Genomic DNA, 23,269 nt, shown 5'->3' on the forward strand with positions numbered 1-23,269 from the left:
GAAGGTCCATTAGATAGGACTGTATTATAGAAGGAATTAGAAGAGTATTATTATGAATAACTTATGCTGACCACAGTGATAGATAAGATTTTTTTTATTCACCATAAATCTCTGGTTATTAAGAGGCTGTGTTTTTGTTATAAAATAATACTTTTAATTAATAGATAATAAAACAAATGTTGTTCTAACATTTAAACAAATAGGGAGTTGGGAAATGAGAAGATTTTCTTTTTTACATATGGTTTTCTTTGTATCTCTATTTGTTTCGAGCTGTTCCTATGCTCCTCCTCCCCGTAGCTACATTCTTGCACAAGGACGTATTCCTCTGACTAAGCAGGCAAACTCTTTAGAGTTCTCCCTAGCTAAGTCAGTATTTCAAGCATCTTATCCACAAAATATATAGTTTTATCTTGCAAACTCTAAATAGTAAGAGCCTTGCCACTCTGTAGAACTAAAATTCTAGGATCTTGCTTTCAAAATCTTCTTCTTTAAGAACCTTATCAATAGCTGTTTGAATCTTCTTAGGGACTCCCCCAAGAAGATTTTGTGCGTGAACCATGCGCATACGTGTACGAGGTTTCCCCAACAACTCCATAGAGTCAAACAAGGGTAATCCCTGTTTTTTCCCAGTAATAGCCACATAAAGAAGTGGTATAATTACTTTCTTATGGTTTAATTGAAAAGCCTCTGAAAGCCATTTAGAACCCAAATAAAACTGATCCTTAACCCATAAATCAGCTTTTTCTAAGTACTTTACATAGCTGTAAAAAACGATAGCAGCCTTCTCTTCAGAAATTGCTGCCGGTAAAAGCTCTTCCTTTGAATACTCAGGAAGAACTGAAAAGAAAAATTCTGTTAGTCCTACAAATTCTGCAAGTGTCGCAATCCGAGATTGACATAGGGGAAGAATTTTTAAGAAAAACCCATCATTGATTAACCAGTCTTTCAGTCTAGCTAATAGACTTTCTGGTGATCCCTCATGATTTAGGTAGTGCTTATTCATCCAATCTAGCTTGCGGGTATCAAAAACCGCTCCAGATTTTCCAATCCGCTTAGGATCAAAATTCTCAATAAGCTTCGCTAAAGAATACACCTCTTCATCTCCTTCCATGCTATAGCCCATGAGAGTAAGGAAATTCATAAAGGCTTCTTTGATATATCCGGCATCACGATAATAAAAGATCGAAGTAGGATTCTTTCTTTTAGATAGCTTTGTTCCATCCGGGTTGAGGAGTAATGGCATATGTAAGAATGTAGGTGGTTCCCAACCGAAGGCTTCATAAAGAAGCAGGTGTTTAGGAGTGGAACTCAGCCATTCTTCTCCACGAAGAACATGTGTAATACCCATAAGATGGTCGTCTACCACGTTAGCGAAGTGATATGTGGGGAAACCATCGGATTTCATAAGAACTTGATCGTCAACATCTGCCCAAGGGAAAACAACTCTGCCCTTGCAATAGTCTTCAAGAATACATTCACCGGTAAGAGGAACTTTTAATCGAATGGTATAAGGCTGACCCTCTCGTGTCCGAGCTTCTATTTCTTCTGGAGAAAGATAACGATAACGGCGATCATACCCTCCACGATATCCCAAAGTAGTGGCAACAGCTCGCATTTCCTCAAGCTCTTTGGGCGTAGCAAAGCATTTATAAGCGTAATCTGTTTTTAAAAGAAGCTCGGCATACTCTCGATAGATTTCTGTGCGCTCTGATTGTCTATAGGGTCCATAAGGACCGCCAACATCTGGTCCCTCATCCCATTGAATACCACACCACTCAAGAGCGGAGAAAATATTCCTCTCGTAATCGTCACGGCTACGTGTTTGATCCGTATCCTCGATTCTCAAGATCATCTTTCCGTTGAATCGTTTTGCAAAGATTTCGTTAAACAAAGCCATATAGGCTGTCCCTACATGGGGATCCCCCGTAGGCGACGGCGCAACTCTAACACGTACGTTTTCCCAAGCCATTCTTTTTTAATCCTAAGACGAAAGAGACTTGATACCTTGAACCTACTTATTTCTTCAAGAGAAATTCTCTCTGGGCGTCTCTATTAACCAAATTAGAAGCGAGCAAAAAAATAAACTCTGCATCCCTAAGTAAAGCTACAGAGTTTCTATGAAAATTTACACGCAGACTTAATCTATCTGCTATAAATAGAAAATAAAAAAAATACGAGGTATTAGAAGGGCGAAAGAGATAAAAGCAATAGCTAAGCTAAGGGGCAAAAGAAGATAAATACGAACTAGTCGTTCTCAAATAAGAGGGTTCCGGAAGAAACAATATCCTCTGGAGTAGCTGTAGCTTGTTCAACCGCAGCATCTTTTATTTTCTTCGCTGTTTGCTTATTCAAATAATCGCTCTTATATCTATCGATCTCTGATTGACTGATAACCCAAGCAGCACCTTTACGCTCTCCTCGCATAGTTCCTGTACGCGTAGCATAATAAACTTTCTGCACAGGAATTCCTAGCATATCAGCCACCTGATTTACAGAATAATATCCTCTATCGTTATCAAAGAGTAGTTCACCTTGATAAAGGGACTTTTTTCTCGAATAACGGTTACGCTTGTAGTCTTCCAAATCCTTAAGATCAATTTCCCATCGGGTTGTTTTAGAAGCCCTTAGTTTCTTTTGTTTGATTGCCACGTAAATTGCTTGACGTGTCACATTATGCAATTTTGCAGCCTGTGTAATAGAAACCATCTCGGTTCCTTCTTGTACCTCAAGTTGCTGTGCATCTTCTCTGTCATCTAAATCGAAACAGCTTTCATGTTGTATGCATTCCATACGTTAGCAAACCTCCCCCCTCAACATATTCTAGAATTAAAACAACCTTAATAGTTAGTAGTTCTTCCTTAATTTTTAGAAATTTTTAAATAAGTATTTTCCTAAGAAAAGCTTTATTAATCAAGCTTTTTTGTTAATACAAAGTTGATGTTTTTGGTTTAAATCTTAATAAAACCAAATAACTCCTTCAATTTATTAATATTTCTTAACATTAAAACATAGAGATCTTAGAGACATTGGTTTGCGCAACTACAAACCCTTTCTCCTAAAACACTTGTTAAAATGGAAAAATTTTAGGAAGAGCGGGACGAATCTTATTCCTCCTAAATTCAACAGTCTTTACATAGTTATTTGAAAATAACTATCTCAACCCTTCTGAAAATCAAATAGATAGGTCAGAAAAAACCAGATTTTATCGTAATAGCGTTCATTTTTTCTCCATTAGCTTGTCTGACTATTTTCAAGAGTCTATTCAACTATAGTAGTAAGTTATTCTGAATCGCATTTTGTATCTCAGTAGCTTTATGCGTACTAGTATCCTTAATTTGAAGACAAATTCAAGGCAGAGACAACAGTGCCATAGAGAATCTTTTACGTAAAAGATTCTCTATTGAGCCAAAATACGCTTTCGCATCATCGAAGTTATTCCCTAGAACCTAGTGTTTCAGTCAGATCTTCGGAATCAAAGTGATCTGTGATGTGTTCAACTATCTTCCTCACAGTTGTCTCCTGAAGAACACCCTGATGTACTAGAAGATATTCTCCCATAGAAATTTTCTTTCCAGGAAGATTAGAGGTATTGGAATCTAAAAACGGTGCTGCAAAACAATTATTTCTATTGAACAAACCGTCGCCTATTAACTGAGATTGACTATTTACCCCATGTATAAATAATTCGGGGCAAACAAGAGACTCACTATATTTTGCTGAATTGATCTCCCAACCCAATAATTCTATCACCCATTGACCTAATTTCCCTACCCATTGAGATGCTACTGCTGAAACAGACTTTGGCCCACGGTCTTTAACGACAAACCAACTAACCCCATCACTCCCATCAGTAATTTCCTTACTTAATCCCAGAGCTTGTACTAATGTTCCTAAAGAATAGCCGTAAGCAATGATTTGCTTTGCTTTCGGCCCCCCAGGATGATCACGAAGATAATGAACACATGCCTGATAAGCTTTTCCTAAAGATTCTCGCGAAATAGGACCTTTGCTATGCATCACTCCAGGATAGTTAAATACTAAAACATTAGCTTGTGATTGCTTTGCTACATTCAACATCCAATCATCACCCCGACGAAGAATAGCTCTGTTTTCAAAACATTCGCTATTTCCTAGGGAAATAAGCATCCATCTATCTTTCTTAGCGTTAGGAAATTCAATACGGAGGGTATCAATGAATAAATCATCATTTTGAATAGGAACACGTTCTACAGAACTCACATAGCCACTATCTACCCAATAACCTACACGAATGTGAAAGGCTTCTTGTAATAACCTTTTCACACAGCATAATTGTCCTGAAAATGCACCTCCGGCTGCGGGAAGCAACACATTCTGACAAATTTTCCCCAATATCCAAAATAATCCAACAGGAATAAGCAAAATAATGCGAAAAATTAACTTAACAACTTCACAGATAACATCGATTAAATTGTACAGTAAAGGACACTGCGCTCTCCTCTCATATGCTTTACGAGCAGCTTCTGAGGAAAACATAAAAATTTCAGGTTTTGGGTTCATCGTGAACAGGGGATTACCTATAACAGATGATTGGGTAACTGAGAACATATCTGCTGCAAATATGGGAGTTAAAAGTAAACATTTTAAAAAAAACATGGAATAAAACAAAGAAAATGTTTCTATTCTGCTATTTTAAATTAAACACTTCTTATTATCAGGAATAATTTTAAAATAAAAAATATAAAGAATTTCATCCTTTATCATACTTACAGCTCCATAAAAAAATCGTCAAAACCACCTTCAGGAATTACTATAAAATTGTTTCGAACCCTTGGCTACTTTATCTCTTTCTATGAGATGTTCCTAGAAAAACTGTTGTGCCGAAGCATTAAGTTGTTTTCATTAGCCAAAATATCCGGAGAAAATAAATTTGAGAGGACACCCATCCATCAATAAAATTGGGTGAACCATTTAAAACAAGCCTGTAGAAAAACTCAAGAAAAAAGTATTAGGAAATAGGAGAATCTAAAGAATGCTGTCTTTGCATCCAAAGAATTAAAACTCGATGTTGGTGTCTTTATAATTTAATGGAAGAATGCGGAAATCTCGAACTAGTAAATGAATAACTCCTCCGTTAGAAGATTGAGACAAACGTGGCGTATAAGCAAGTTCTAAAGGCTTATTCCAATTAGCTTTGAGAGCATCTATCCTATCCCCCAATCCGAAAGCAATACCTTCTAAATTCCTTTCTCCACGACTGAGATAAAGCTTGAGATGGTTCCCCGGCAATAACTTTGGATAACGCACCTGATGCACTACAGTATAAAATACTGGGACGGGGTTACCTTTCCCAAAAGGCTCAAAAAGATCTATAGAAGATAATAAATCATGGTCTATCTCGTCAAAATCAGCTCGAGCATCGAGAGGCAAAGTAAGAACCGCCTTATCCTTTTTTAACGATGAGTTCACAAGATGAATGAACTTCTTTCTAAAAACTTCTATTTGATCTTCATTAATGATGATCCCCGCAGCAAAATCATGCCCTCCATAAGATACAAACAAAGACGCACATTTCTGTAATATACCAAGAAGAGGAAAAGAACCTATAGTCCTCAATGATCCTTTCCCTATACCTCCTTGATTAGAAATAATAGCCACAGGTTTATTATAAGCTTTAGCTAGACGTGCAGAAATGATCGGAATAACCCTTGAGTGCCAATCTTGAGAGGATAATACAATAGCAGCCTGCTTAACTATCTCGGGTTTATTTTTTAAGATTTTTTGTACATCATGGAAAACATCAGCTTCTATCTTCTGCCGTTCTCTATTTATCTTATCAAGGTACTGGATTATCTCATCGGCGGCTTCTGGATCTTCGGTAAGTAAAAGTTCAACACCCTTGGAAGCATCAGAAAGCCTACCCAAGCTGTTCAATTTTGGAGCTATTTTCAAAACAATATCAGTTGAGGTAACTTCTGAAGGCTTTACTCCAGCAAGAAGACATAATTTATGAAGACCTAATCGCGAACTATTAGCTATCTCTTTAATGCCATGGCGTACCATAGTACGATTTTCTCCTAAAAGAGTCCCCACATCAGTCACTGTCCCTAAAGTCACTAAATCCAACAGATGTTTAATATCTATTTTTAATTTCGGGTTTTTTTTCTTTAATGCATTAAGGACACCGCGCGCGAGCTTAAACGCGACGCCTACACCTGTTAATTCTTTATTGGGATAGGCACGATCTCTTAATTTAGGGTTTAATGTTGCTATGCAATGAGGAATTTTACCCGTGGGCATATGATGATCTGTTATAATCACATCAATCCCCTGCTTATTGATATCGCTGACTTCTTTTCCCGCGGTGATCCCACAATCTACTGTAATCAGTAATGAGACATTCTCCTCTTTCATTCTAGCAATCAGTGAGGAGGGTTCTCCGTGGTGTTTTAGTAGAGCTCCCAAAAAGCAGTAGCTGACTTTCATATCTATAGATCTTAAAAACTCTACGAGAAGAGCAACCCCTGTCATTCCATCAACATCACTATCACCATAAATCATGACATGCTCATTGCGTTCTTTAGCAAGAAGCAAACGCTCTATAGCCTTGGACATATCAAGCAAGAGTTCTGGATCATGAAGATTATCTAGATGTACATAAAGAAAATCCCGGACTTCATTCACAGTTTGAAATCCTCGAGAAATAAAGATCTGTGCGGCTATCGGATGAAGATGCAATTCCTTTATAACTGTAGAAAGCAATGCAGGATCCTGCTTAGGGTATACCCAGTTAGGACTGGGTACAGAAGAATTATCTTTACTTGCCATAGATTTTCGCGCCGTAAACTCTTTAAAAATCTACTTTTCTAAAGAGAGTTTTCTCATCCTTCTGTACCAAAACAGGCAATAACTTTTAGCTATGCCTGCTTCTTTCCTCTTTACGAACCATGAATAGAAGAAGAGGTGGTGCTATGTATAGAGATGATAGTGTACCCAAGAGAATACCTATTGTCATGATGAAAGCAAAGTTAAAGATTGACCCGCCACCAACAAACAGTAAAATTAATAATACTGATAGTGTTGTCGCTGTGGTCATTACTGTTCTTCCTAAAGTTTTTTGCAGTGCGTCGTTAATTAGAATCGGCATTGGAGTAAATAATTTTTCCTGACGATCTTCACGAATACGATCGAATATGATTAGAGTATTATTTAATGAATACCCTAAAACTGTCATCAAAGCGCCAACTGCTTGTAAATCAATCTGTATCTTTTGTAAAAAGAAATGTGTAGCTACTAATACCGCACAAGTAGCAACAAGATCATGAACCAGTGCACAGATAGCACTGAATGCGTAACGCCATTCGAAACGCAAGCTTACGTAAAGTAAGATGATGCATAAGGCCCCAATCAATGCTATAAAAGCTTGCCGACGCATCTTGCTAGAGAATTGACCACTAACTTTAAGCCAGAAATTCTGTGTATCTCTAAAATTATCAGAAGATACATCTATTCCCGTATCAGAGAGTATGCTCATGACTATCGATAAATTAGGATCAAGAGTTTCGGATACTTGTTTCTCAGGAGTTTGTACTCGAGTTAACGCATTCTGACTGAAGTATATTTTGATCTTCTCGGAAGAATCAAAAGTCTTAATTTTAAAATCCCTAGGAGACAAGCCTACTTGCTTGAATTTATCCCCTAATTTATTGCGAAATTGAGCAAGATCTACAGTATCCTGGTCCGACATATTCAAGGTGAAAGCATAGCCACCCTTAAAATCCATGCCCAAAACAGAATTCCATGCTCCGAAACATAAAGCAATACATCCTAAAACAATAACACTTCCTGATACCACCCAAAGTCTTTTACACTCTTTCAAAAAATCATGTTTAATACCGATGAATTTATTCATCATATGCAACTGAGTTTCTTGAGTCTTACTCATCCATACCATGAAGAAAAATTTCGTCATGAATAAAGCAGTAAACATCGAAGAGAAAATTCCAAGAATTAAAGTAAGAGCAAATCCCTTAATTGGCCCCGTATCTAAAACCAGAAGGAGTAGCGAAGCTAACACTGTGGTCAGATTAGAATCAAAAATAGCGCTAAAAGCTTTTTTATACCCAGCTTCTACAGATTGAGCAAGACTTCGAGATAATAAATACTCCTCGCGAATTCTCTCGAATACAAGTACATTAGCATCCACAGCCATTCCCATAGCCAGTACAATTCCTGCTAACCCTGTAAGAGTTAATGGAGCATCAAGATACTGTAGAGCTGCCCAAATTAATAGAAGATTTAGAATCACAGCTCCTGAAGCAATAACACCACCGAATTTGTAATAGACACTCATCAAAATTATCAAGACAGCGAGGCCTAAACATATAGAAATGATCCCTTGTGTACGTTGTTGTTTGCCTAATTCAGGAGAAATAACTTCTTCGCTCAAAACTTCAGGAACAAATGACATAGATCCTGATTTTAAATCAGTAGCCAAGCGATTTACTTCGCGATGAGAAAATTTCCCAGAAACACTAGCGTGATCTTTTAAAGGAGCGTTTAATACAGGATCACTGATCACATAGCCATCAAGAACTACAGCCATTCTCCAGCCTCTTCCAGAAGAATATTGGCTATTAGTTGTTCCACTTACTCCTTCCTGACAATAAGCAGCGGTCCAGGCATGAAAACTTTCTGTCGGGGAAATATCATGAACTCTTTGAGCTATTGCAGTATCTTTTACTGAGAAGTTTAAGATATAGCCTTCCCCCACAGCAAATTCCGGACGGATATTTTTTAAAGAAGCTCCATCTAAAGCATAGTTACGGAAAACAATCATCAAAGGATTTGCTTTGCCTTCAACATCTTTTTCAATAGCGATCATTGAATACGTTGTGTCTAAGTGAGAGGAGGAAATCTCTTCATCAACTTCAGGGAAAGCTAGACCTTCTTGTTGTAATTTTGTGATTGCTTCTTTAACACTAGTAGGCAAATGAATTTCTTGATCATTAAAGATGCGACTTGCCAACCTATTAATAGCTTCCGGAGATGTGGTCTCTTGATTTTGTGCTGTGAACCACAGATAATCTAAAAACCTTTGTACTTCATAACGCAATGTAGAATAATGAGAAAATTTCTCATTCACTACATGAAAAGTCATTTGAGAAGTCCCTAAAATCTCTTCAGAAGAAATTTTAGTGGATCCAGGAACACATAGATGTACGTTATCTCCTTCTCTGCGTATCTCGACTTCTGCAACACCCAATTTATTTAAACGAGCATAAAGTTCATCGGAAACTTTAAGGATTCCTTCCTTATCCGTTAATTGCTTTCCTTGATGATCTTTAAAAGCTAAGCGAATCTGTTTTCCTCCGACAAAATCAATCCCCAAGCGTAAAACACTGTCTCCACGAGAGTATTTTCGCAAATTGAGTTTGAGATTTTCAATAAAAGCACTCCGATGAGGCACGGCAGCGCGTATACGCTGTTGATTATCCATAGAACAACTGGATTGCTGGTATTGTTCATGCCAACGCACCCACTCTTCTTGACGATGCTTTTCAATGCGGTTCAACGTTTCTAAACGATCTCGTATATCGCGAACTTCAAGACTAGCAGTTTCACCTTCGTTAGTAACAACAAAGTCCTCGCTCCAAACATCAAAAAATCTCTGTAGAGGATCTCTGACTTCTAAAACTTCATCTTCTCCGATACTCCATGGAACTACATCTGTGTGAGCAAAACAATTATATAAATTTTGTAGATCCTTATCGAAAATCTTAGCATCTTCTACTTTGCTTTTCTCATATTTCGCTGCAATGGAGCGTAATCCTTTCAAAACTACATAAACAGATCCTTTAGAAAAGTGAGAACAACTCTTCTCTGGGGAGAAAATAAAACAACCAAACGTATCGCTTTCTTTGGGCAAACGACAATGTATAGGAAAATTCTCTCGTATAAGATCGCATGATGTTGCTGGAGGTCTATTCAATGCCAACGTAGCTAGATGTTCAACCATTCCCTGATAGATACGCTGCCCGTGCAAAATAATTTTTCCACTGGCATCTTTATCACTTAGATTAAATGAAAATCCTTGAGAAGATTCTTGAATAGGTTTTTGGAATTTATGTGCCAGTCTTTGTTTTTCTTTAGCCAGCCATGAATCAAAATCCAGACGTTGTTCTACGGATAATTCTTCACGTTTAGTAAGCACATGGGGATCGAGATAGAACACTATTTTTCTTTCCTTAGAGAGAAATTCTACCGAAGAAAAGAATGGAGATACTGCACTACAGTCTAAAGAATTATCTACAATACGTGTAGAAGTTTTTTTCCATCTTTGAGACCTCGTTTTTAAATTATGATATACATCTCGAAAAATAGACTGCTGCTGCTGGGGAAGATCAGAGTCTGTAGATAAACTTTCTAACCGTGATAAAAATGAGGAGTAATCTTTTTCTGAAGAGAAGAAGTAATTAAGTAGAGCCGGCGTTCTTGATTTAGGAAGAATTTCCAAACCCAATGAAAGGTTGTTAGCTAATTGGACTACTCTATCCTTAGATGCTGTATTCCAAATCGAGGTGTAACCGCAGGAACATGAACCAGCGGGGGCTAGAGCAATCAAAGATGAAACAACATTCAAGGTTTCTTTCCCTGATTCAGCATCCTCTCTATTATACGGGACAAAAGAAAAATCATTTTCTGTTAATGCGGTAGTCAAAGATCCAGTGACTTGGACAATACTATTCTCTTTTCTTTCGTATCCTAGGACATACAAGCGTGACGATTTTATGGGGACCGTAGGTTCACCATAAACCATATTTTCAAGAAAAACATAAGCATCCGCATTATCTTTGAAATGAACATTCACTACCCCTGGGATGCTGGGGTGCTGTGTAATATGTCCTCGTAATTTTAATGCGGAAAGAACTGAAGAAACTCTAGGAATAATATCACTACGCACTTCTGAAACTTGATTCGTTAATCTACGAACAATCTGTTGTGCCTCTTTCTCATCAACTTTCTTATTTAATGGTCGAGAGTAATAAAGACATGTGGGCAACACATAGTACAGAGCCAATCCAAAAACAAAAACAATTATACTTAAATTGCGTCCAAATCTCTGTTTCATTGTGTGGCTCTTTTAAATTAGCGAATATTTTGAATAGAAATACTAATGAACTAAAATACCAATTGAAAATAAAATCGTCAAATGGAGACCTGTTTAGGAATTTAAACGAGTAATTGATTGCGAAATTGTCAATGTGATCCTAAAGCCGTAATCTATAAGTTAGGATCATCTATTTTAATTATTATTTTCTAAATCTAGATTTATAAAAAATCCATCTACTCCTGAGAAGTTATTTTCGTCCAGATTAAATCACATGACACCAAGAAGAACTAGACGGCACGAAATCAGAGAAACATAAGCTCTCTCTAGTCGGAAACATGACATTTGTATTCACAGATCTTAGGGGAGCAACACTATCTGGATCAACAAGAGCCACGGTTATTGGAATTTTTGACTTATTTTCTGGAAGGACGACTTCGGTTGCTAAAAATTCTACGGCTTGAAGAAAAGCTGTTTTAGAAAGAATTTTTGCAGAATGTAGAGCTGTATTATCTAATCCTTTTATAACTCCCAAGGGAGAAACTAAAAGACAGATTCCCTCTTTATTTACAAAACGAGAAATCGACACCCTTTCGATTGCTGATTTAAAAGCTTCAACATACGCCTCTGTATAAATAGAAAGTAGAGAGGATTCGGTTTGCGCTTCTTCCTGACGTAATCCGGGGATATGCGTATAAAGCACTTCTTGAGGAGCAGGTCCTTGAAAGCGATCAATCCAAGGAGTAGTGACAATTCTGTCTTGAGAATGACTCGTTCTTAATGAGTTTTTAATACACTCTTGCATAGTAGAAGGAATCTGAAAAACTTCTTGATACAAGGTTTCGGTTTCTAACTGTCCGTTTCTAATCGCGTCTAAATCTAATTCCTGAATTAAAATTGTTCCGTTTTTTTTAACCAATCTTTTCTCTAAAATTTTCTTTAGATTCTCCTTAGTCCCCTCGCAGATATGAATGTTCTTATTTACTTGATGACAGTATGCCCCCGGAGATAGTAAACGCCATGTTCGTAATAAAGAGCGATATTCTTCTTCGGTTGCTGAAGAGACTACGTGTTTCCTATAATGTAATTTCGGAATTTCGATACGTGTCCACGCACTTATGTATTGCTGATAGGCAAAGATGCACAAAAGAATTCCAAGAACTAATAATCCAACACAAGGAAGAAAAGTCTGGCACATACTAGCAGCAAGTACACTACAAGAGAATGCCCCTATACCCAATAATGTGAAAAGCCCAGAAATCATTTTTCTGGCTGCATGGCGAGCCGTAGGAATGTAATGAATATTGCCCTTCTCTTTTGTAGACATAAATGCGGGTTTCGGAAGATACCCAAAACACATTCGAGGCAATTTCATTTAAGATACCTTATAAGTTGGAAGTATTAGTCTCATGACTGAAAAACAACTACTTTATAAATGTAACTAAGTATAACAAATCAAAGAAATAAAAAACCTCTAGGATCTTTCAATAAAAAAATTTTTATTACTTTATAATTAAATAATTGAGAATGTCTTTGACATACGTACTTCAGGATGATTGCTCTATGATTGCTTCAGACAAAAATTAAAATAGTATTCAATAATGTATTTAAAGAATGTACCTACCGATGAAATCGATAAAGTAAATCTGTAGTTACACATCAACGTCTATTTGTAATAATTTTTACAACATTACAGAATGTATACCTTAACTTTTATAGGGGCTCACTTGTTCTGTTCATTATTCTCAATTCAAGAATGTCAACTTGTCAAGATATGGTATTTCTTCTACTATGCCTCTCGGAGATCGCATTTTTTTTAACCCTCATTATTGTTTTGCATTCTGAGAAAATTAAAAAGCTCTTTGTCTATTATTTTAGCTTAAGAAGAGGTTCAGCTGTTGTTTTTGAAACCCCGTCATAACACACTGCCACAACTAACGATGTAGATATGTCTCTCACATTAAAACAGGCGAATCAAGCTGATCTATCCACCCAGTCTTTACCGAGACATGTTGCCATTATTATGGACGGCAATCGCCGCTGGTATCAGCAACATCAAGCACAGTGTACTGTCAAGTATTCCTCGGGGCACTACTATGGAGCTAAAGTCCTACCCAATATTATCGAATCTGCTTTTTCTTTGGGTATTGAGGTTCTTACATTATTTGCTTTCTCTACAGAAAATTTTCTAAGATCGACTGAAGAAGTCGAGGAACTTTTTTATCTTTTCTATTCTCAATTGGACGAACAACTCCCTTATCTTATTGAAAATAAGATTCGGTTGCGTTGTATAGGGAATTTATTGGAACTTCCCCTAAACCTACAACAAAAAATTTCTGAAATCGCCTTAAAAACCCGCCACAATCCACATAGAGATCTTGTGCTAGCAATTAATTATGGTGGAAAGGATGAGCTGGTACGTGCATTTAAGAAACTTCATCAGGATTTGATAGAACAAAAAATATCTTCAGACTCAATTTCGGAAGAGATAATTCGTTCGTATTTAGACACTTCGGAAATGCCTGATCCCGATTTATTAATTCGCACCGGTGGCGAAATGCGTGTCAGTAATTTCCTCTTATGGCAAATAGCATATACAGAGCTATATGTAACCGATGTTTTATGGCCGGATTTCAAACCTGATCATCTTTTAGATGCCATTAAAGCTTACCAACACAGATCACGACGAGGAGGCAAATAGCCATGTTGAAACTGAATAAGTTCAAAACTCCTTTCTATGGAGATCTTTTTCAACGAGTTGTTGTACATTCGTTGGTTCTCACTTTCCTAGTACTTCTTCTTTACAGTTCTCTATTTCCTGTGACATCTTTTGCTTTAGGATTTATCACAGCTCTTTGTAGTGCTGTAGGAACCTATGAATATGGAACTATGGCAAAAGTTAAAATGCATTATGCTTTCCGTTTATATAGCGCCATAGGATCTTTCATTTTTGTTTTAACCAGCTTTATTGCAATTCGCTGGCATCATATATTCCCTGAATTTATTTCTACCATCCCCTGGTGTTTCTTATTTATTTGGATAACCATTAACGTCTTTCGATCGAGAAAAAATAAATGCGGTCCCCTAGAGACTTCGGGTATTACTTTATTTTCTATGCTCTATGTGGGCATTCCTGTGCGTCTATTCTTACATATCCTTTATGGATTTATTCATACAGATGAACCGTTTTTAGGTGTTTGGTGGGCATGTTTCCTCATTGCGACAACGAAAGGAGCGGATATTTTCGGTTATTTCTTTGGGAAAGCATTTGGTGAAAAGAAAATCACTCCTGAAATCAGTCCGCATAAAACTATTGTTGGCTTTGTTTCAGGCTGTTTAGGGGCTACTTTAATTAGCGTGGCATTCTTTTTGCAGATTCCCGCAAGATTTTCTAATTATATCACTATGCCGAGTATTTTAATTGCTTTAGGCGTTATTCTGGGAATTAGTGGATTCTTTGGAGATATTATCGAATCTATTTTCAAACGTGATGCTAAAATCAAAAATAGCAACCAACTAAAAGCTGTAGGCGGCACTCTAGACACCTTAGATTCCCTATTACTTTCTACCCCTATTGTGTATATTCTACTTCTGATTACACAAAAATCCATGTTTCTAAGATGATTATTACAATAGACGGCCCCTCAGGAACGGGGAAAAGCACAATAGCGAAAGCTCTTGCTAAAGACTTAAATTTTAACTATTGCAATACAGGCGCGATGTATCGCACTTTAGCCTACACACACCTACAAGAATTTTGGAAAAATCTATCGATCAAAGAACTTATAGATCACCCCCCGTTTTCATTTTCATTTATTTCAGGGCAACCTTTGGAAGCTTTTTTAGATGGGCAACTCTTATCCGCAGAACTAGGAACTCAAGAAGTAGCAAACGCAGCCTCCAAACTTTCTCAACTCCCTGAAGTGCGGTCTTTTATGCATAAGCTCCAAAGAAAATATGCAGAATTAGGTAATTGTGTTTTTGAAGGCAGGGATATGGGATCTAAGGTTTTCCCCGATGCTGATGTGAAAATCTTTCTTACAGCAAATGCCGAAGTAAGAGCTGCACGAAGGCTAAAAGATCTACCAGAGAATTCTCTTTCAAAAGAGGCTTTACATGCTGAACTTGTAAAGCGTGACGAAGCAGATAGCCAACGCGCCCATGATCCTTTAATCATTCCTGAAGGTGCCATCATTTTAGATTCTTCAGATTTGACAATAAGCCAAGTTCTAGAGAAAATTTTAGCTTTAGTTTCCCCAAAATTGCCATGATATTTACAGTTTGTAAATTCCTTACCAGAGTTGCCTTTACCTTACTCTATAGACATAAAGTGTATGGTGTAAAAAAGAATCTTGTTAAAGGAGCCGCTATCATTGCTTCTAATCATAACTCATATTTAGATCCTATAGCTCTAAATTTATCTGTTCGTGGTTGTCTACATCATCTGGCACGCTCTACATTATTCAGCAATCGATTTACAGGATGGTTACATAAAGAATGGGGATCTTATCCCGTTAAAAGAGGCGGGGGCAATTCCGCAGCATTTAAAGCCGCTTTTGAACTCTTTAAAAAGAAGAAAAAGCTTATTATTTATCCCGAAGGAGAGCGTAGCCCGACTGGCGAGTTGCTTCCTGGAAAAGTTGGGATTGGCTTGATAGCTATTAAAGCTCGAGTTCCTGTAGTTCCCGTCTATGTTGGAGGTACTTACGAGATTTTTAATCGTTATCAAAAATTTCCTAAAATTTGGAAAACAGTTACTTGTGTTTTTGGTACACCACTAACTTTTGACGATTTGATTGATAATGACACTCTAAGCTCTAAAGAAACTTATCAAATAGCTACTGATAGAATTATGAATAAAATAGCTGAGCTAAAAACTTGGTATGAAAATGGCTGTATAGGAGAGGTTCCTTAACTACTATGACTCTGCTGTCTTATTTATCTTCTCTATGTCGAGAAGCAACTCTATTAGCATTCCCTCGATTAGAAAATATTTCTCCTGATATCACTCAATCTACAAAAGACCATTTTGGTCACTATCAATGTAATGATGCGATGAAACTCGCTCGTACATTAAAAATGGCTCCCAAAGCTATTGCAGAAGCCATTGTCAGTCATATTCCCAAAGAGATTTTTGCTTCTATAGAAATTGCTGGCGCAGGTTTTATCAATTTTACATTTTCAAAAGAATTTCTGAATAAAAGTCTAAAAACATTTTCTGAGAATTTAGCTTTAGGATTTCGTGTTAAGAATCCCAAAAAAGTTGTTATTGATTTTTCTTCTCCAAATATTGCTAAAGATATGCATGTGGGACACCTACGCTCCACAATTATCGGAGATTGCTTAGCACGTGTTTTTGCTTTTGTAGGCAATGACGTTTTACGCTTGAATCATATAGGTGATTGGGGAACAGCTTTTGGCATGTTAATCACCTACCTTCAAGAAGAAGCTTCCGAAGATATAGAGAACCTCGAAGATCTAACAGTATTATATAAAAAAGCGCATGCACGCTTTGCTGAAGATACAGAATTTAAAAAACGCTCACAAACGAATGTCGTTGCTTTACAAGCTGGAGATCCTGCCGCTTTAAAATTATGGAAACAAATTTGTGATATTTCTGAGAGAGCCTTTCAAAAGATTTACAATGTTTTAGATATTGCTATCGAAAAACGAGGGGAATCTTTTTATAATCCTTTCCTTTCTGAAATTATTCAAGATTTAGAAAGCAAGAATCTCATTACTATTTCTGATAACGCAAAATGTGTTTTCCATGAGGGCTTTTCCATTCCTCTAATGGTACAGAAAAGCGATGGGGGCTATAACTATGCTACTACGGATTTAGCTGCTATGCGCCATCGCGTAAAAAACGACGGTGCTGATAAAATTATCATTGTCACCGATATGGGACAATCTCTACATTTCCAACTTCTTGAAGCTACAGCATTAGCTGCAGGCTATCTACCTAATAAAGAAACCTTCTCCCACGTAGGTTTTGGTCTTGTTCTTGATTCTGAAGGGAAAAAATTCAAAACACGTTCTGGAGAAAATATAAAACTCAAAGAGTTGTTAGATACTGCTATAGATCAAGCAAAAGCCACCTTAAGAGAACACCGTCCAGAAATGTCTGATGAAGAGATTACAGTACGTGCTCCTATTTTAGGTATTAATGCAATTAAATATGCGGATCTTTCTTCTCATCGCGTGAGTGATTATATCTTTTCTTTTGAAAAGATGCTTCGTTTTGAGGGTAACACTGCAATGTTCCTTCTTTATGCTTATGTACGTATTCAAGGAATAAAGCGGCGTTTGGGGATAGAAAACTTAGATTTAAAATCCGCGGCAAGTATTCAAGAACCTTCTGAAGAAGCCTTAGCTTTAGCACTATTGCGTTTCCCAGAAGCCATTGATCTAACTCTAAAAGAGCTCTGCCCGCATTTCCTAACCGACTACTTATATATGCTTACGAACAAGTTCAACGCCTTCTTTAGAGATTGCCACATTGAAGGGTCCTCCCATCAAAAAGAACGTTTGGATCTTTGTGCTCTTGTTGAAAAGACCCTAGCTGCAGGCATGCACCTATTAGGATTACAGACTTTAGATAGATTGTGAATTAAGAAGCTACAGGATCTAAAGATAATAAATGGATTTTTGCTCCTAACGAATTGAGTTTCTCTACCCAATTATAATACCCACGATCTAATAACTGAGTATTTTCTATTAAGGATGGACCTCCATCAGCAATAAGTGCCGCCATAATATAGGCAAACCCTGCTCGCAAATCAGGAATAACAAGATGCGAAGCTCGTAGGGGCGTCACACCATGAATCACAGCACTATGAGGAAAATTTCCTGTAGCATAGCGACAAGCTTTTGAGCTTAAACACTGATAAAACAACTCACAATTGGCTCCCATCTGTTGTAGACCTCGTAAATAGCCTAAGCGATTCTCGTGAACAGTTTCGTGAATTACCGAAGATCCCTCTGCTTGAGAGAGAAGAATAGAAAATGGTTGTTGCCAATCAGTGAGGAATCCAGGATGCACGTCTGTCTCTAAGACGACGCCTCCTTTTAAAGGCTCATTATAGAAAAATTCTATCCCCGTTTCTGTAACTGAAAATCCTCCACCTATGGATCGTAAAGTTTTAAGGAAGGGAATCATCAGATCTTGCTCAGCATTTTCCACCAAAACACGCCCGCCGGTAAGTACTGCTGCCATACCAAATGAAGCTGCTTCTATCTTATCAGGAATTATCCAATGATCGATCTCATAAAAATCATCGCAACCGAAAATTTCTATAGTTCTATCATTATCTGTAGTGATCTCCACACCGGCTTTTTGTAAAAACAAAATAAGATCAAGAATTTCCACTTCTAAAGCGGCATTTTTAATGATCGTTCTTCCCTGAGCACGTACTGAAGCCAAGATTAAATTTTCTGTAGCTCCTACAGAAGGATAAGGAAGAGTAATATAAGCCCCCACAAGACCTTTAGGAGCAGAGGCTTGATATCCATGCCCATCGTAAGCAACTTTTGCTCCAAGCTGCTCTAAACCCTCAAAATGAAAATTCAGAGTCCTCTCTCCAATAGCATCTCCCCCAACACACGGGACAACAACACCTTCGGGACAACGTGCAAGTAAAGCTCCTAATAATAAAATAGGAATACGATTCACCCTAGAAAATTGAGTAGACACCTCAGACATATGAATTTTAGGTGTGTGAATTTCTATGACTTCTGCTTGCTTATCCCAATGAATTATAGACCCTAAAGATTCGCATAGCTCAACTGTCAAACGTACATCACCAATATCAGGAACATTACGCAAAATACATTTGCGATCAGACAATAACGAAGCAACAAGCAACTTAGTTGTAGAGTTTTTCGCTCCAGACACGCGTACTGAACCTTGTAACACACAACCACCAAAGACTTCTGCTGCCGTCATTCTTTGCTCCTCGTCACCATTTTCCAATCATCTTAAAGAAACGTTAACTCTCCGTAGCGTTATTTTCCATGCAAACTTTTCATTTTTTTTAAAAACAAAGGTCTTTTATTCACAACAATTAAAAACTATTAAAAACGAAAGTTGGTTTATTAACTAAATAAAAACTCGAGATATTAATAAATAATTTGTTTTACAATCTAATTAAATTAGAGTTTTTTTATTTAGTTGTTAAATCATGGCTAGTCCTATTAATAATCCATCTACAACGAATGTCACGACTACTACGACATCAACTCCTGTAGTAACGACATCTACATCCTTTGGGGGTCACGTTGTATCTACCACAGGGACTGGAGCTTTAGAAACAACCGCACAAGCTGTTAATACAACAGCAGAACAAGCGGTGGCTCAGGCAGAATCCGATACGGGATCAGTGATTTTTACAACTCAAAGAGATGTAACTACAACAGCTCCGACTACAGGAGGCGCTGCTGCGACAGCTACAGCAGCCAGCCTATTAGGATCTCGTATTCTTGGAACAGGAAGAGCGAGAACCGATAGTACATCAAGTAGTAGTAGCGATAGCAGTGTCTCCGATACTTCAAGCGCATCTTCGGCTCAAGATGCTGGAGCCACAGGAGGAGCAGAAGGTTCCCAAGGACCTTCTGCTGATGTAGATTTGGGAGATCTTGCTGGTCTACGGGGTTCAGAAGCTGCCGATGGTGCTGAAAGAGCTCAGGGTCCTGGTGGCCTACCAAGTATGGCTCTTCCTAAATATGATCCAACAGATAAAGCTTCGATTATCAAATTCCTATCTGAACCATCTGTACAAGCAAAATTACAGACTAAAGCTAACCATATTGTTTTTATGGATGAAGCTAGGGGAAGCTTTATTTTCGTAAGAAATGGTGATTGGAATACAGCGGAGTCTATAGCCGTAACTAATGGAAAGACAAAAGAGCCCATCACAGATGTTAAAGATTTAGAAATGTGTATTGCTAAATTCTGTGTGGGCTATGAATCCATGCAGGCTGATTGGTCAAATAATATTCAACCACGTATTGCAGGACAAACTGGAGAGACAGGAAATTACGATCACCTACTTATGAGCATGAAGTTTAAAACTACTGTGCTCTACGGTCCTTGGAACTCTAAAGAATCTAGCAGTAATTACACACCTTCAGTATGGCGTCGTGGTACCAAGTGTGATTCCGGACCTATCTGGGGTGATGTTGGTGGTTTGAAAGGAATTAACTGGAATAATTTCACTAAACCAGACGAGGGCACAGCATTCTCAAGAGAAACAGCGACAACTGTTCAACCTCAACCTGGTCCTTACGCTCAACCTGTTATCAATGTTAACTTAGGGGGCATTAGTACTAGCGTAAACGTTACTGGCGGGACTACTACTACCACCGTCAGCTCCTCAACTACCCCCACCGACACTTCTGGAGACGGCGGTCGCGTTACTCATGATCAAGATGCAGGAGCTACAGATTTTGACGATATAGAAACACAAAGTACTAGCACTCAAGATGATGCAGAATTGCACTTTGAAAGTGACGGCGAAGGCGAGGATAGCTTAGCTCCCCTACCTCCTGGCCCTCCTCCACCTCCTGGACCACCACCTGCAGCTCAAGGTGGTGTCAATATCACAGGAATGCCAACAGCTACTTTACAGCAAGTATTGACCAATGCCCGTCAGCATTTAGATACTGTCTATGATCAAAATGGTGTGCATCATCAAGGAAACCAAGACCTAGGTACTGTTGTTAGAACATCAGAAAATGGCACATACACACCTACAGTATTGTTAAATAGCAATCAAGGTGATGGTGGACGTGGGGTACAAAGAAGAGATTCTAATAATGACGATGATGGCAATGAATTAGGTAATATCTTAAGTCATGTCCGTCAGCATTTAGATGTTGTTTATCCTGGAGGCGGTAGAGGAGAGCCTATTCCTGTAAATCAGAATCTCGGAGACGTAATTAAAGCTGTTGAATCAGGAAACACACCAAAGCCTACCCAGCCTGAAGGAGTGTTTTTTGCAAGACGTATCAACATTGGTGGTGATAGCTCAACGACAACGCAAGGAACAGGAGGAAATGACGGTGTATTCTTTGCAAGAAGAGTTAACCTTGATGACAATGGAAATATAGTCGGGGATAATTCAAGAACTTCTTCTGGATCACCAGCAAGTAACTTAATGGGTGCTACAAGTGGAGATGGGCCAGGAGGATTAGAACATCTTTTACCACAGTTGCGATCCCATCTAGATGATGCGTTTGATAAACGAGGGAATCTTATTACTCCCCAAAGAACAAACGTAGGACAGCTCATCAAAGCTTTTCAAGCACGTACAGGATCTGGCGGTCTTACTGCACCTATAGCTGCGCAAGCTACAGTAGTTGCTAGTAGTCCTGTGCAACAACAATCTGCAACTGTGACACCTCTCCCTAAAGCACAGACAGCAGAAACAATCCGTACCGGAGGATCCCCTGATCTTCATGGGGCTGCCAGAGGTGTAGCCAGTAGTTTATCCAATCTATTACAGTCCGCGACACCTTCTACAACAAGCACTACGGTAACCTCCCCGGCTCCGGTGCAAGGTACAGCAACCTCCTCACCTGTAGCAGGAACTAGACAAACAGCAGCTCCAGCAACAGGAGGAATCCGTTCGGGAATCCCTCAAGCAGCCGCAAATGTTACAGCAACATTAAACAATGTTGCTAATAAACTCTTACTGTTTGAAAAAGGTACAAGATTACAAGAAGCTCTTGATAGTGCGGATACAGGATCTACACAAGGTCAACAACTATTGAATGCTGCAAGATTGACAACAACACAGTTGTCAAAAACATTATCTAAAGTTACGGGAGCTCCTCCACCTCCACCTCAAAGGCGCTCCTAAGCAAAACTCTTAAGGCTTTTCTAATATTAGGAAAGCCTTAGGCCATATTATGATAAACCTCGTCAGCATCATCGATTTGTTCTAACCATTCGATTAGAGCAAGATTTGCCTCCCCATCTTTTTCATCACAATCTACGAGACGCAAAGGAACATAGATAAGCTTTTCTTCGGAACACGTGACACCTAATGCAACTAATTTTTCCTTCACAGAAGCTAGCTCTATGGGATCGCAAAGTACAATAAAATGCTCGTCATCATCACTATCGAGATCTTCAGCTCCCACATCAATCACATGAGATAATAGAGTAGCCTCATCTATAGAACTCTTAGGAACATAGCAGGCTCCCTTACGAGCAAAGTTATAAAGAACACTACCAGGTTCCACGAGGGACCCTCCACGCTTATTCACAGCAATGCGCATATCAGAAGCAGTACGATTTTTATTATCCGTCATGGCCTCAACAATAATCCCGACTCCCCCATGGCCATAAAGCTCATAGGTAACATCTTCGAAATTTTTCTGATCCGCTGAGGAAGCTTTCTTCAGGTTTCTTTCGATATTTTCATTGGGAATATTTTGATCTTTGGCTTTTTGTATGACTACGCGTAAACGTGCGTTTGTTTTGGGATCAGGACCTCCCATCTTCACAGCAGCCATTAATTCTTTAATCGTCCGGGAAAAGATCTTTCCCCTTTTATGATCCGCTCTTTCTTTACGGTATTTTGTATTCGCCCACTTACTGTGTCCTGCCATATTTCCTACCTAATCTTGTTTTATATCCTTGCAACAATACATAAATATTCGCCTTTTCCCAAGCTACAGCACTCTCATATAGCGGAAAATGTTTCTCGCATTCTTTAAATTTTTTCCCATGGAAAATTGTTCTCCCCGATGGAGAATATTCACGAGGAACTACGCTATGAACCATTTCATGATAAATAATATATTCCATAAAAAATAATGGAATATCTTCACGATCTAATGAACGGTGTATGCGTATTAGTTGTTCTTCTTCATGATAAGATCCTAAAACAACTCTTTGTGCCTTTCCCGAACGTTCTCGACCAAACCATCCGATCTTTAAATTCAAAGAACCCTCAAACAATCTCAAATTGAGGTCTTGATATATCTTGTTTAGATTATACACTTTTCCAGGAGTATAATCGATAGGAATAGAGGATCTTAAACGAACAGGACTGTAGACCCTTGGTAGATTCATGGAAGAAGACTTGGTAATAAGAAGCGATCGAGAAAGTTTTTTAAGGACCTTACGGATTTTCTGAAATGCCATACAACACTAGGACTTACAAAATAGATTTT

At 38.2% G+C, this 23,269-nt stretch carries 16 protein-coding genes; 7 read left to right on the forward strand and 9 right to left on the reverse strand.

Annotated features, from left to right (window positions below):
• Positions 1-214 precede the first annotated feature (214 nt).
• Positions 215-403, forward strand: a complete 189-nt coding sequence (locus O6937_RS00520; RefSeq protein WP_332389781.1) for a hypothetical protein — start codon at positions 215-217, stop codon at positions 401-403.
• A 48-nt stretch (positions 404-451) separates the two neighbouring features.
• On the opposite strand, the gene gltX is transcribed toward O6937_RS00520, so the two are convergent.
• The 6 genes from gltX to O6937_RS00550 all read right to left on the reverse strand — a co-directional run bounded on the left by gltX (position 452) and on the right by O6937_RS00550 (position 12,464).
• Positions 452-1,969, reverse strand: a complete 1,518-nt coding sequence (gltX, locus tag O6937_RS00525; RefSeq protein WP_213240295.1) for a glutamate--tRNA ligase — start codon at positions 1,967-1,969, stop codon at positions 452-454.
• A 275-nt stretch (positions 1,970-2,244) separates the two neighbouring features.
• Entirely contained in the window at positions 2,245-2,790 is a 546-nt protein-coding gene (locus tag O6937_RS00530; protein ID WP_213240293.1) for a helix-turn-helix domain-containing protein, read from the reverse strand.
• 642 nt (positions 2,791-3,432) lie between these two features.
• A complete protein-coding gene (locus tag O6937_RS00535; RefSeq protein WP_213240291.1) occupies positions 3,433-4,539 on the reverse strand; it encodes a CPn0927/CPn0928 family alpha/beta hydrolase fold protein in 1,107 nt (368 codons plus the stop codon).
• 495 nt (positions 4,540-5,034) lie between these two features.
• The gene (gene recJ / locus O6937_RS00540) at positions 5,035-6,807 is read right to left on the reverse strand and encodes a single-stranded-DNA-specific exonuclease RecJ (RefSeq protein WP_213240289.1); all 1,773 of its coding nucleotides are present in this window, start codon (positions 6,805-6,807) and stop codon (positions 5,035-5,037) included.
• An 85-nt stretch (positions 6,808-6,892) separates the two neighbouring features.
• A complete protein-coding gene (gene secD, locus O6937_RS00545; RefSeq protein WP_332389782.1) occupies positions 6,893-11,110 on the reverse strand; it encodes a protein translocase subunit SecD in 4,218 nt (1,405 codons plus the stop codon).
• Positions 11,111-11,354: 244 nt separating this feature from the next.
• On the reverse strand, positions 11,355-12,464 hold the full coding sequence (locus tag O6937_RS00550) for a hypothetical protein (RefSeq protein ID WP_213240285.1): 1,110 nt from the start codon (positions 12,462-12,464) through the stop codon (positions 11,355-11,357).
• A 573-nt stretch (positions 12,465-13,037) separates the two neighbouring features.
• Between O6937_RS00550 and O6937_RS00555 the strand changes: the two genes are divergently transcribed.
• The 5 genes from O6937_RS00555 to argS are packed head-to-tail and all read left to right on the forward strand — an operon-like array spanning position 13,038 to position 17,698.
• Positions 13,038-13,790, forward strand: a complete 753-nt coding sequence (locus O6937_RS00555; RefSeq protein ID WP_213240283.1) for an isoprenyl transferase — start codon at positions 13,038-13,040, stop codon at positions 13,788-13,790.
• Between the two features lie 2 nt (positions 13,791-13,792).
• Positions 13,793-14,713 (forward strand): phosphatidate cytidylyltransferase, encoded by a 921-nt coding sequence (locus O6937_RS00560; RefSeq protein WP_213240281.1) that lies wholly within the window; start codon positions 13,793-13,795, stop codon positions 14,711-14,713.
• Positions 14,710-15,360 carry a (d)CMP kinase gene (gene cmk / locus O6937_RS00565; protein ID WP_213240279.1) on the forward strand — a complete coding sequence of 217 codons (651 nt, stop codon included), beginning with the start codon at positions 14,710-14,712 and terminating at the stop codon, positions 15,358-15,360. The genes O6937_RS00560 and cmk overlap by 4 nt, the downstream gene beginning before the upstream one ends.
• A complete protein-coding gene (locus O6937_RS00570) occupies positions 15,357-16,004 on the forward strand; it encodes a lysophospholipid acyltransferase family protein (protein WP_332389783.1) in 648 nt (215 codons plus the stop codon). The genes cmk and O6937_RS00570 overlap by 4 nt, the downstream gene beginning before the upstream one ends.
• A 5-nt stretch (positions 16,005-16,009) precedes the next feature.
• On the forward strand, positions 16,010-17,698 hold the full coding sequence (argS, locus tag O6937_RS00575) for an arginine--tRNA ligase (protein WP_213240275.1): 1,689 nt from the start codon (positions 16,010-16,012) through the stop codon (positions 17,696-17,698).
• A gap of 1 nt (position 17,699) precedes the next feature.
• On the opposite strand, the gene murA is transcribed toward argS, so the two are convergent.
• Positions 17,700-19,034, reverse strand: a complete 1,335-nt coding sequence (murA, locus tag O6937_RS00580; protein ID WP_213240273.1) for a UDP-N-acetylglucosamine 1-carboxyvinyltransferase — start codon at positions 19,032-19,034, stop codon at positions 17,700-17,702.
• Positions 19,035-19,269: 235 nt separating this feature from the next.
• On the opposite strand from murA, the gene tarP reads away from it, so the two are divergent.
• Entirely contained in the window at positions 19,270-21,948 is a 2,679-nt protein-coding gene (gene tarP / locus O6937_RS00585; protein WP_332389784.1) for a type III secretion system actin-recruiting effector Tarp, read from the forward strand.
• Between the two features lie 37 nt (positions 21,949-21,985).
• Here tarP and O6937_RS00590 read toward each other — a convergent pair whose 3' ends face one another.
• Together O6937_RS00590 and O6937_RS00595 are read right to left on the reverse strand one after the other, a co-directional pair.
• Positions 21,986-22,702, reverse strand: a complete 717-nt coding sequence (locus O6937_RS00590; protein WP_213240268.1) for a YebC/PmpR family DNA-binding transcriptional regulator — start codon at positions 22,700-22,702, stop codon at positions 21,986-21,988.
• Entirely contained in the window at positions 22,686-23,240 is a 555-nt protein-coding gene (locus tag O6937_RS00595) for a hypothetical protein (RefSeq protein ID WP_332389785.1), read from the reverse strand. The genes O6937_RS00590 and O6937_RS00595 overlap by 17 nt, the downstream gene beginning before the upstream one ends.
• Positions 23,241-23,269 lie beyond the last annotated feature (29 nt).

Origin of the sequence: Chlamydia sp. 04-14, assembly GCF_036632095.1 — a bacterium.
GTDB lineage: Bacteria > Chlamydiota > Chlamydiia > Chlamydiales > Chlamydiaceae > Chlamydia.

What these genes read in the sequence shown, in the direction of transcription:
- O6937_RS00535 (WP_213240291.1), bottom strand. Translation starts at nt 4,539, where the DNA reads ATGAACCCAAAACCTGAAATTTTTATGTTTTCCTCAGAAGCTGCTCGT.
- murA (WP_213240273.1), bottom strand. Translation starts at nt 19,034, where the DNA reads ATGACGGCAGCAGAAGTCTTTGGTGGTTGTGTGTTACAAGGTTCAGTA.
- O6937_RS00590 (WP_213240268.1), bottom strand. Translation starts at nt 22,702, where the DNA reads ATGGCAGGACACAGTAAGTGGGCGAATACAAAATACCGTAAAGAAAGA.
- cmk (WP_213240279.1), top strand. Translation starts at nt 14,710, where the DNA reads ATGATTATTACAATAGACGGCCCCTCAGGAACGGGGAAAAGCACAATA.
- O6937_RS00570 (WP_332389783.1), top strand. Translation starts at nt 15,357, where the DNA reads ATGATATTTACAGTTTGTAAATTCCTTACCAGAGTTGCCTTTACCTTA.
- O6937_RS00595 (WP_332389785.1), bottom strand. Translation starts at nt 23,240, where the DNA reads ATGGCATTTCAGAAAATCCGTAAGGTCCTTAAAAAACTTTCTCGATCG.
- tarP (WP_332389784.1), top strand. Translation starts at nt 19,270, where the DNA reads ATGGCTAGTCCTATTAATAATCCATCTACAACGAATGTCACGACTACT.
- gltX (WP_213240295.1), bottom strand. Translation starts at nt 1,969, where the DNA reads ATGGCTTGGGAAAACGTACGTGTTAGAGTTGCGCCGTCGCCTACGGGG.
- recJ (WP_213240289.1), bottom strand. Translation starts at nt 6,807, where the DNA reads ATGGCAAGTAAAGATAATTCTTCTGTACCCAGTCCTAACTGGGTATAC.
- O6937_RS00520 (WP_332389781.1), top strand. Translation starts at nt 215, where the DNA reads ATGAGAAGATTTTCTTTTTTACATATGGTTTTCTTTGTATCTCTATTT.
- O6937_RS00550 (WP_213240285.1), bottom strand. Translation starts at nt 12,464, where the DNA reads ATGAAATTGCCTCGAATGTGTTTTGGGTATCTTCCGAAACCCGCATTT.
- O6937_RS00560 (WP_213240281.1), top strand. Translation starts at nt 13,793, where the DNA reads ATGTTGAAACTGAATAAGTTCAAAACTCCTTTCTATGGAGATCTTTTT.
- O6937_RS00555 (WP_213240283.1), top strand. Translation starts at nt 13,038, where the DNA reads ATGTCTCTCACATTAAAACAGGCGAATCAAGCTGATCTATCCACCCAG.
- secD (WP_332389782.1), bottom strand. Translation starts at nt 11,110, where the DNA reads ATGAAACAGAGATTTGGACGCAATTTAAGTATAATTGTTTTTGTTTTT.
- O6937_RS00530 (WP_213240293.1), bottom strand. Translation starts at nt 2,790, where the DNA reads ATGGAATGCATACAACATGAAAGCTGTTTCGATTTAGATGACAGAGAA.
- argS (WP_213240275.1), top strand. Translation starts at nt 16,010, where the DNA reads ATGACTCTGCTGTCTTATTTATCTTCTCTATGTCGAGAAGCAACTCTA.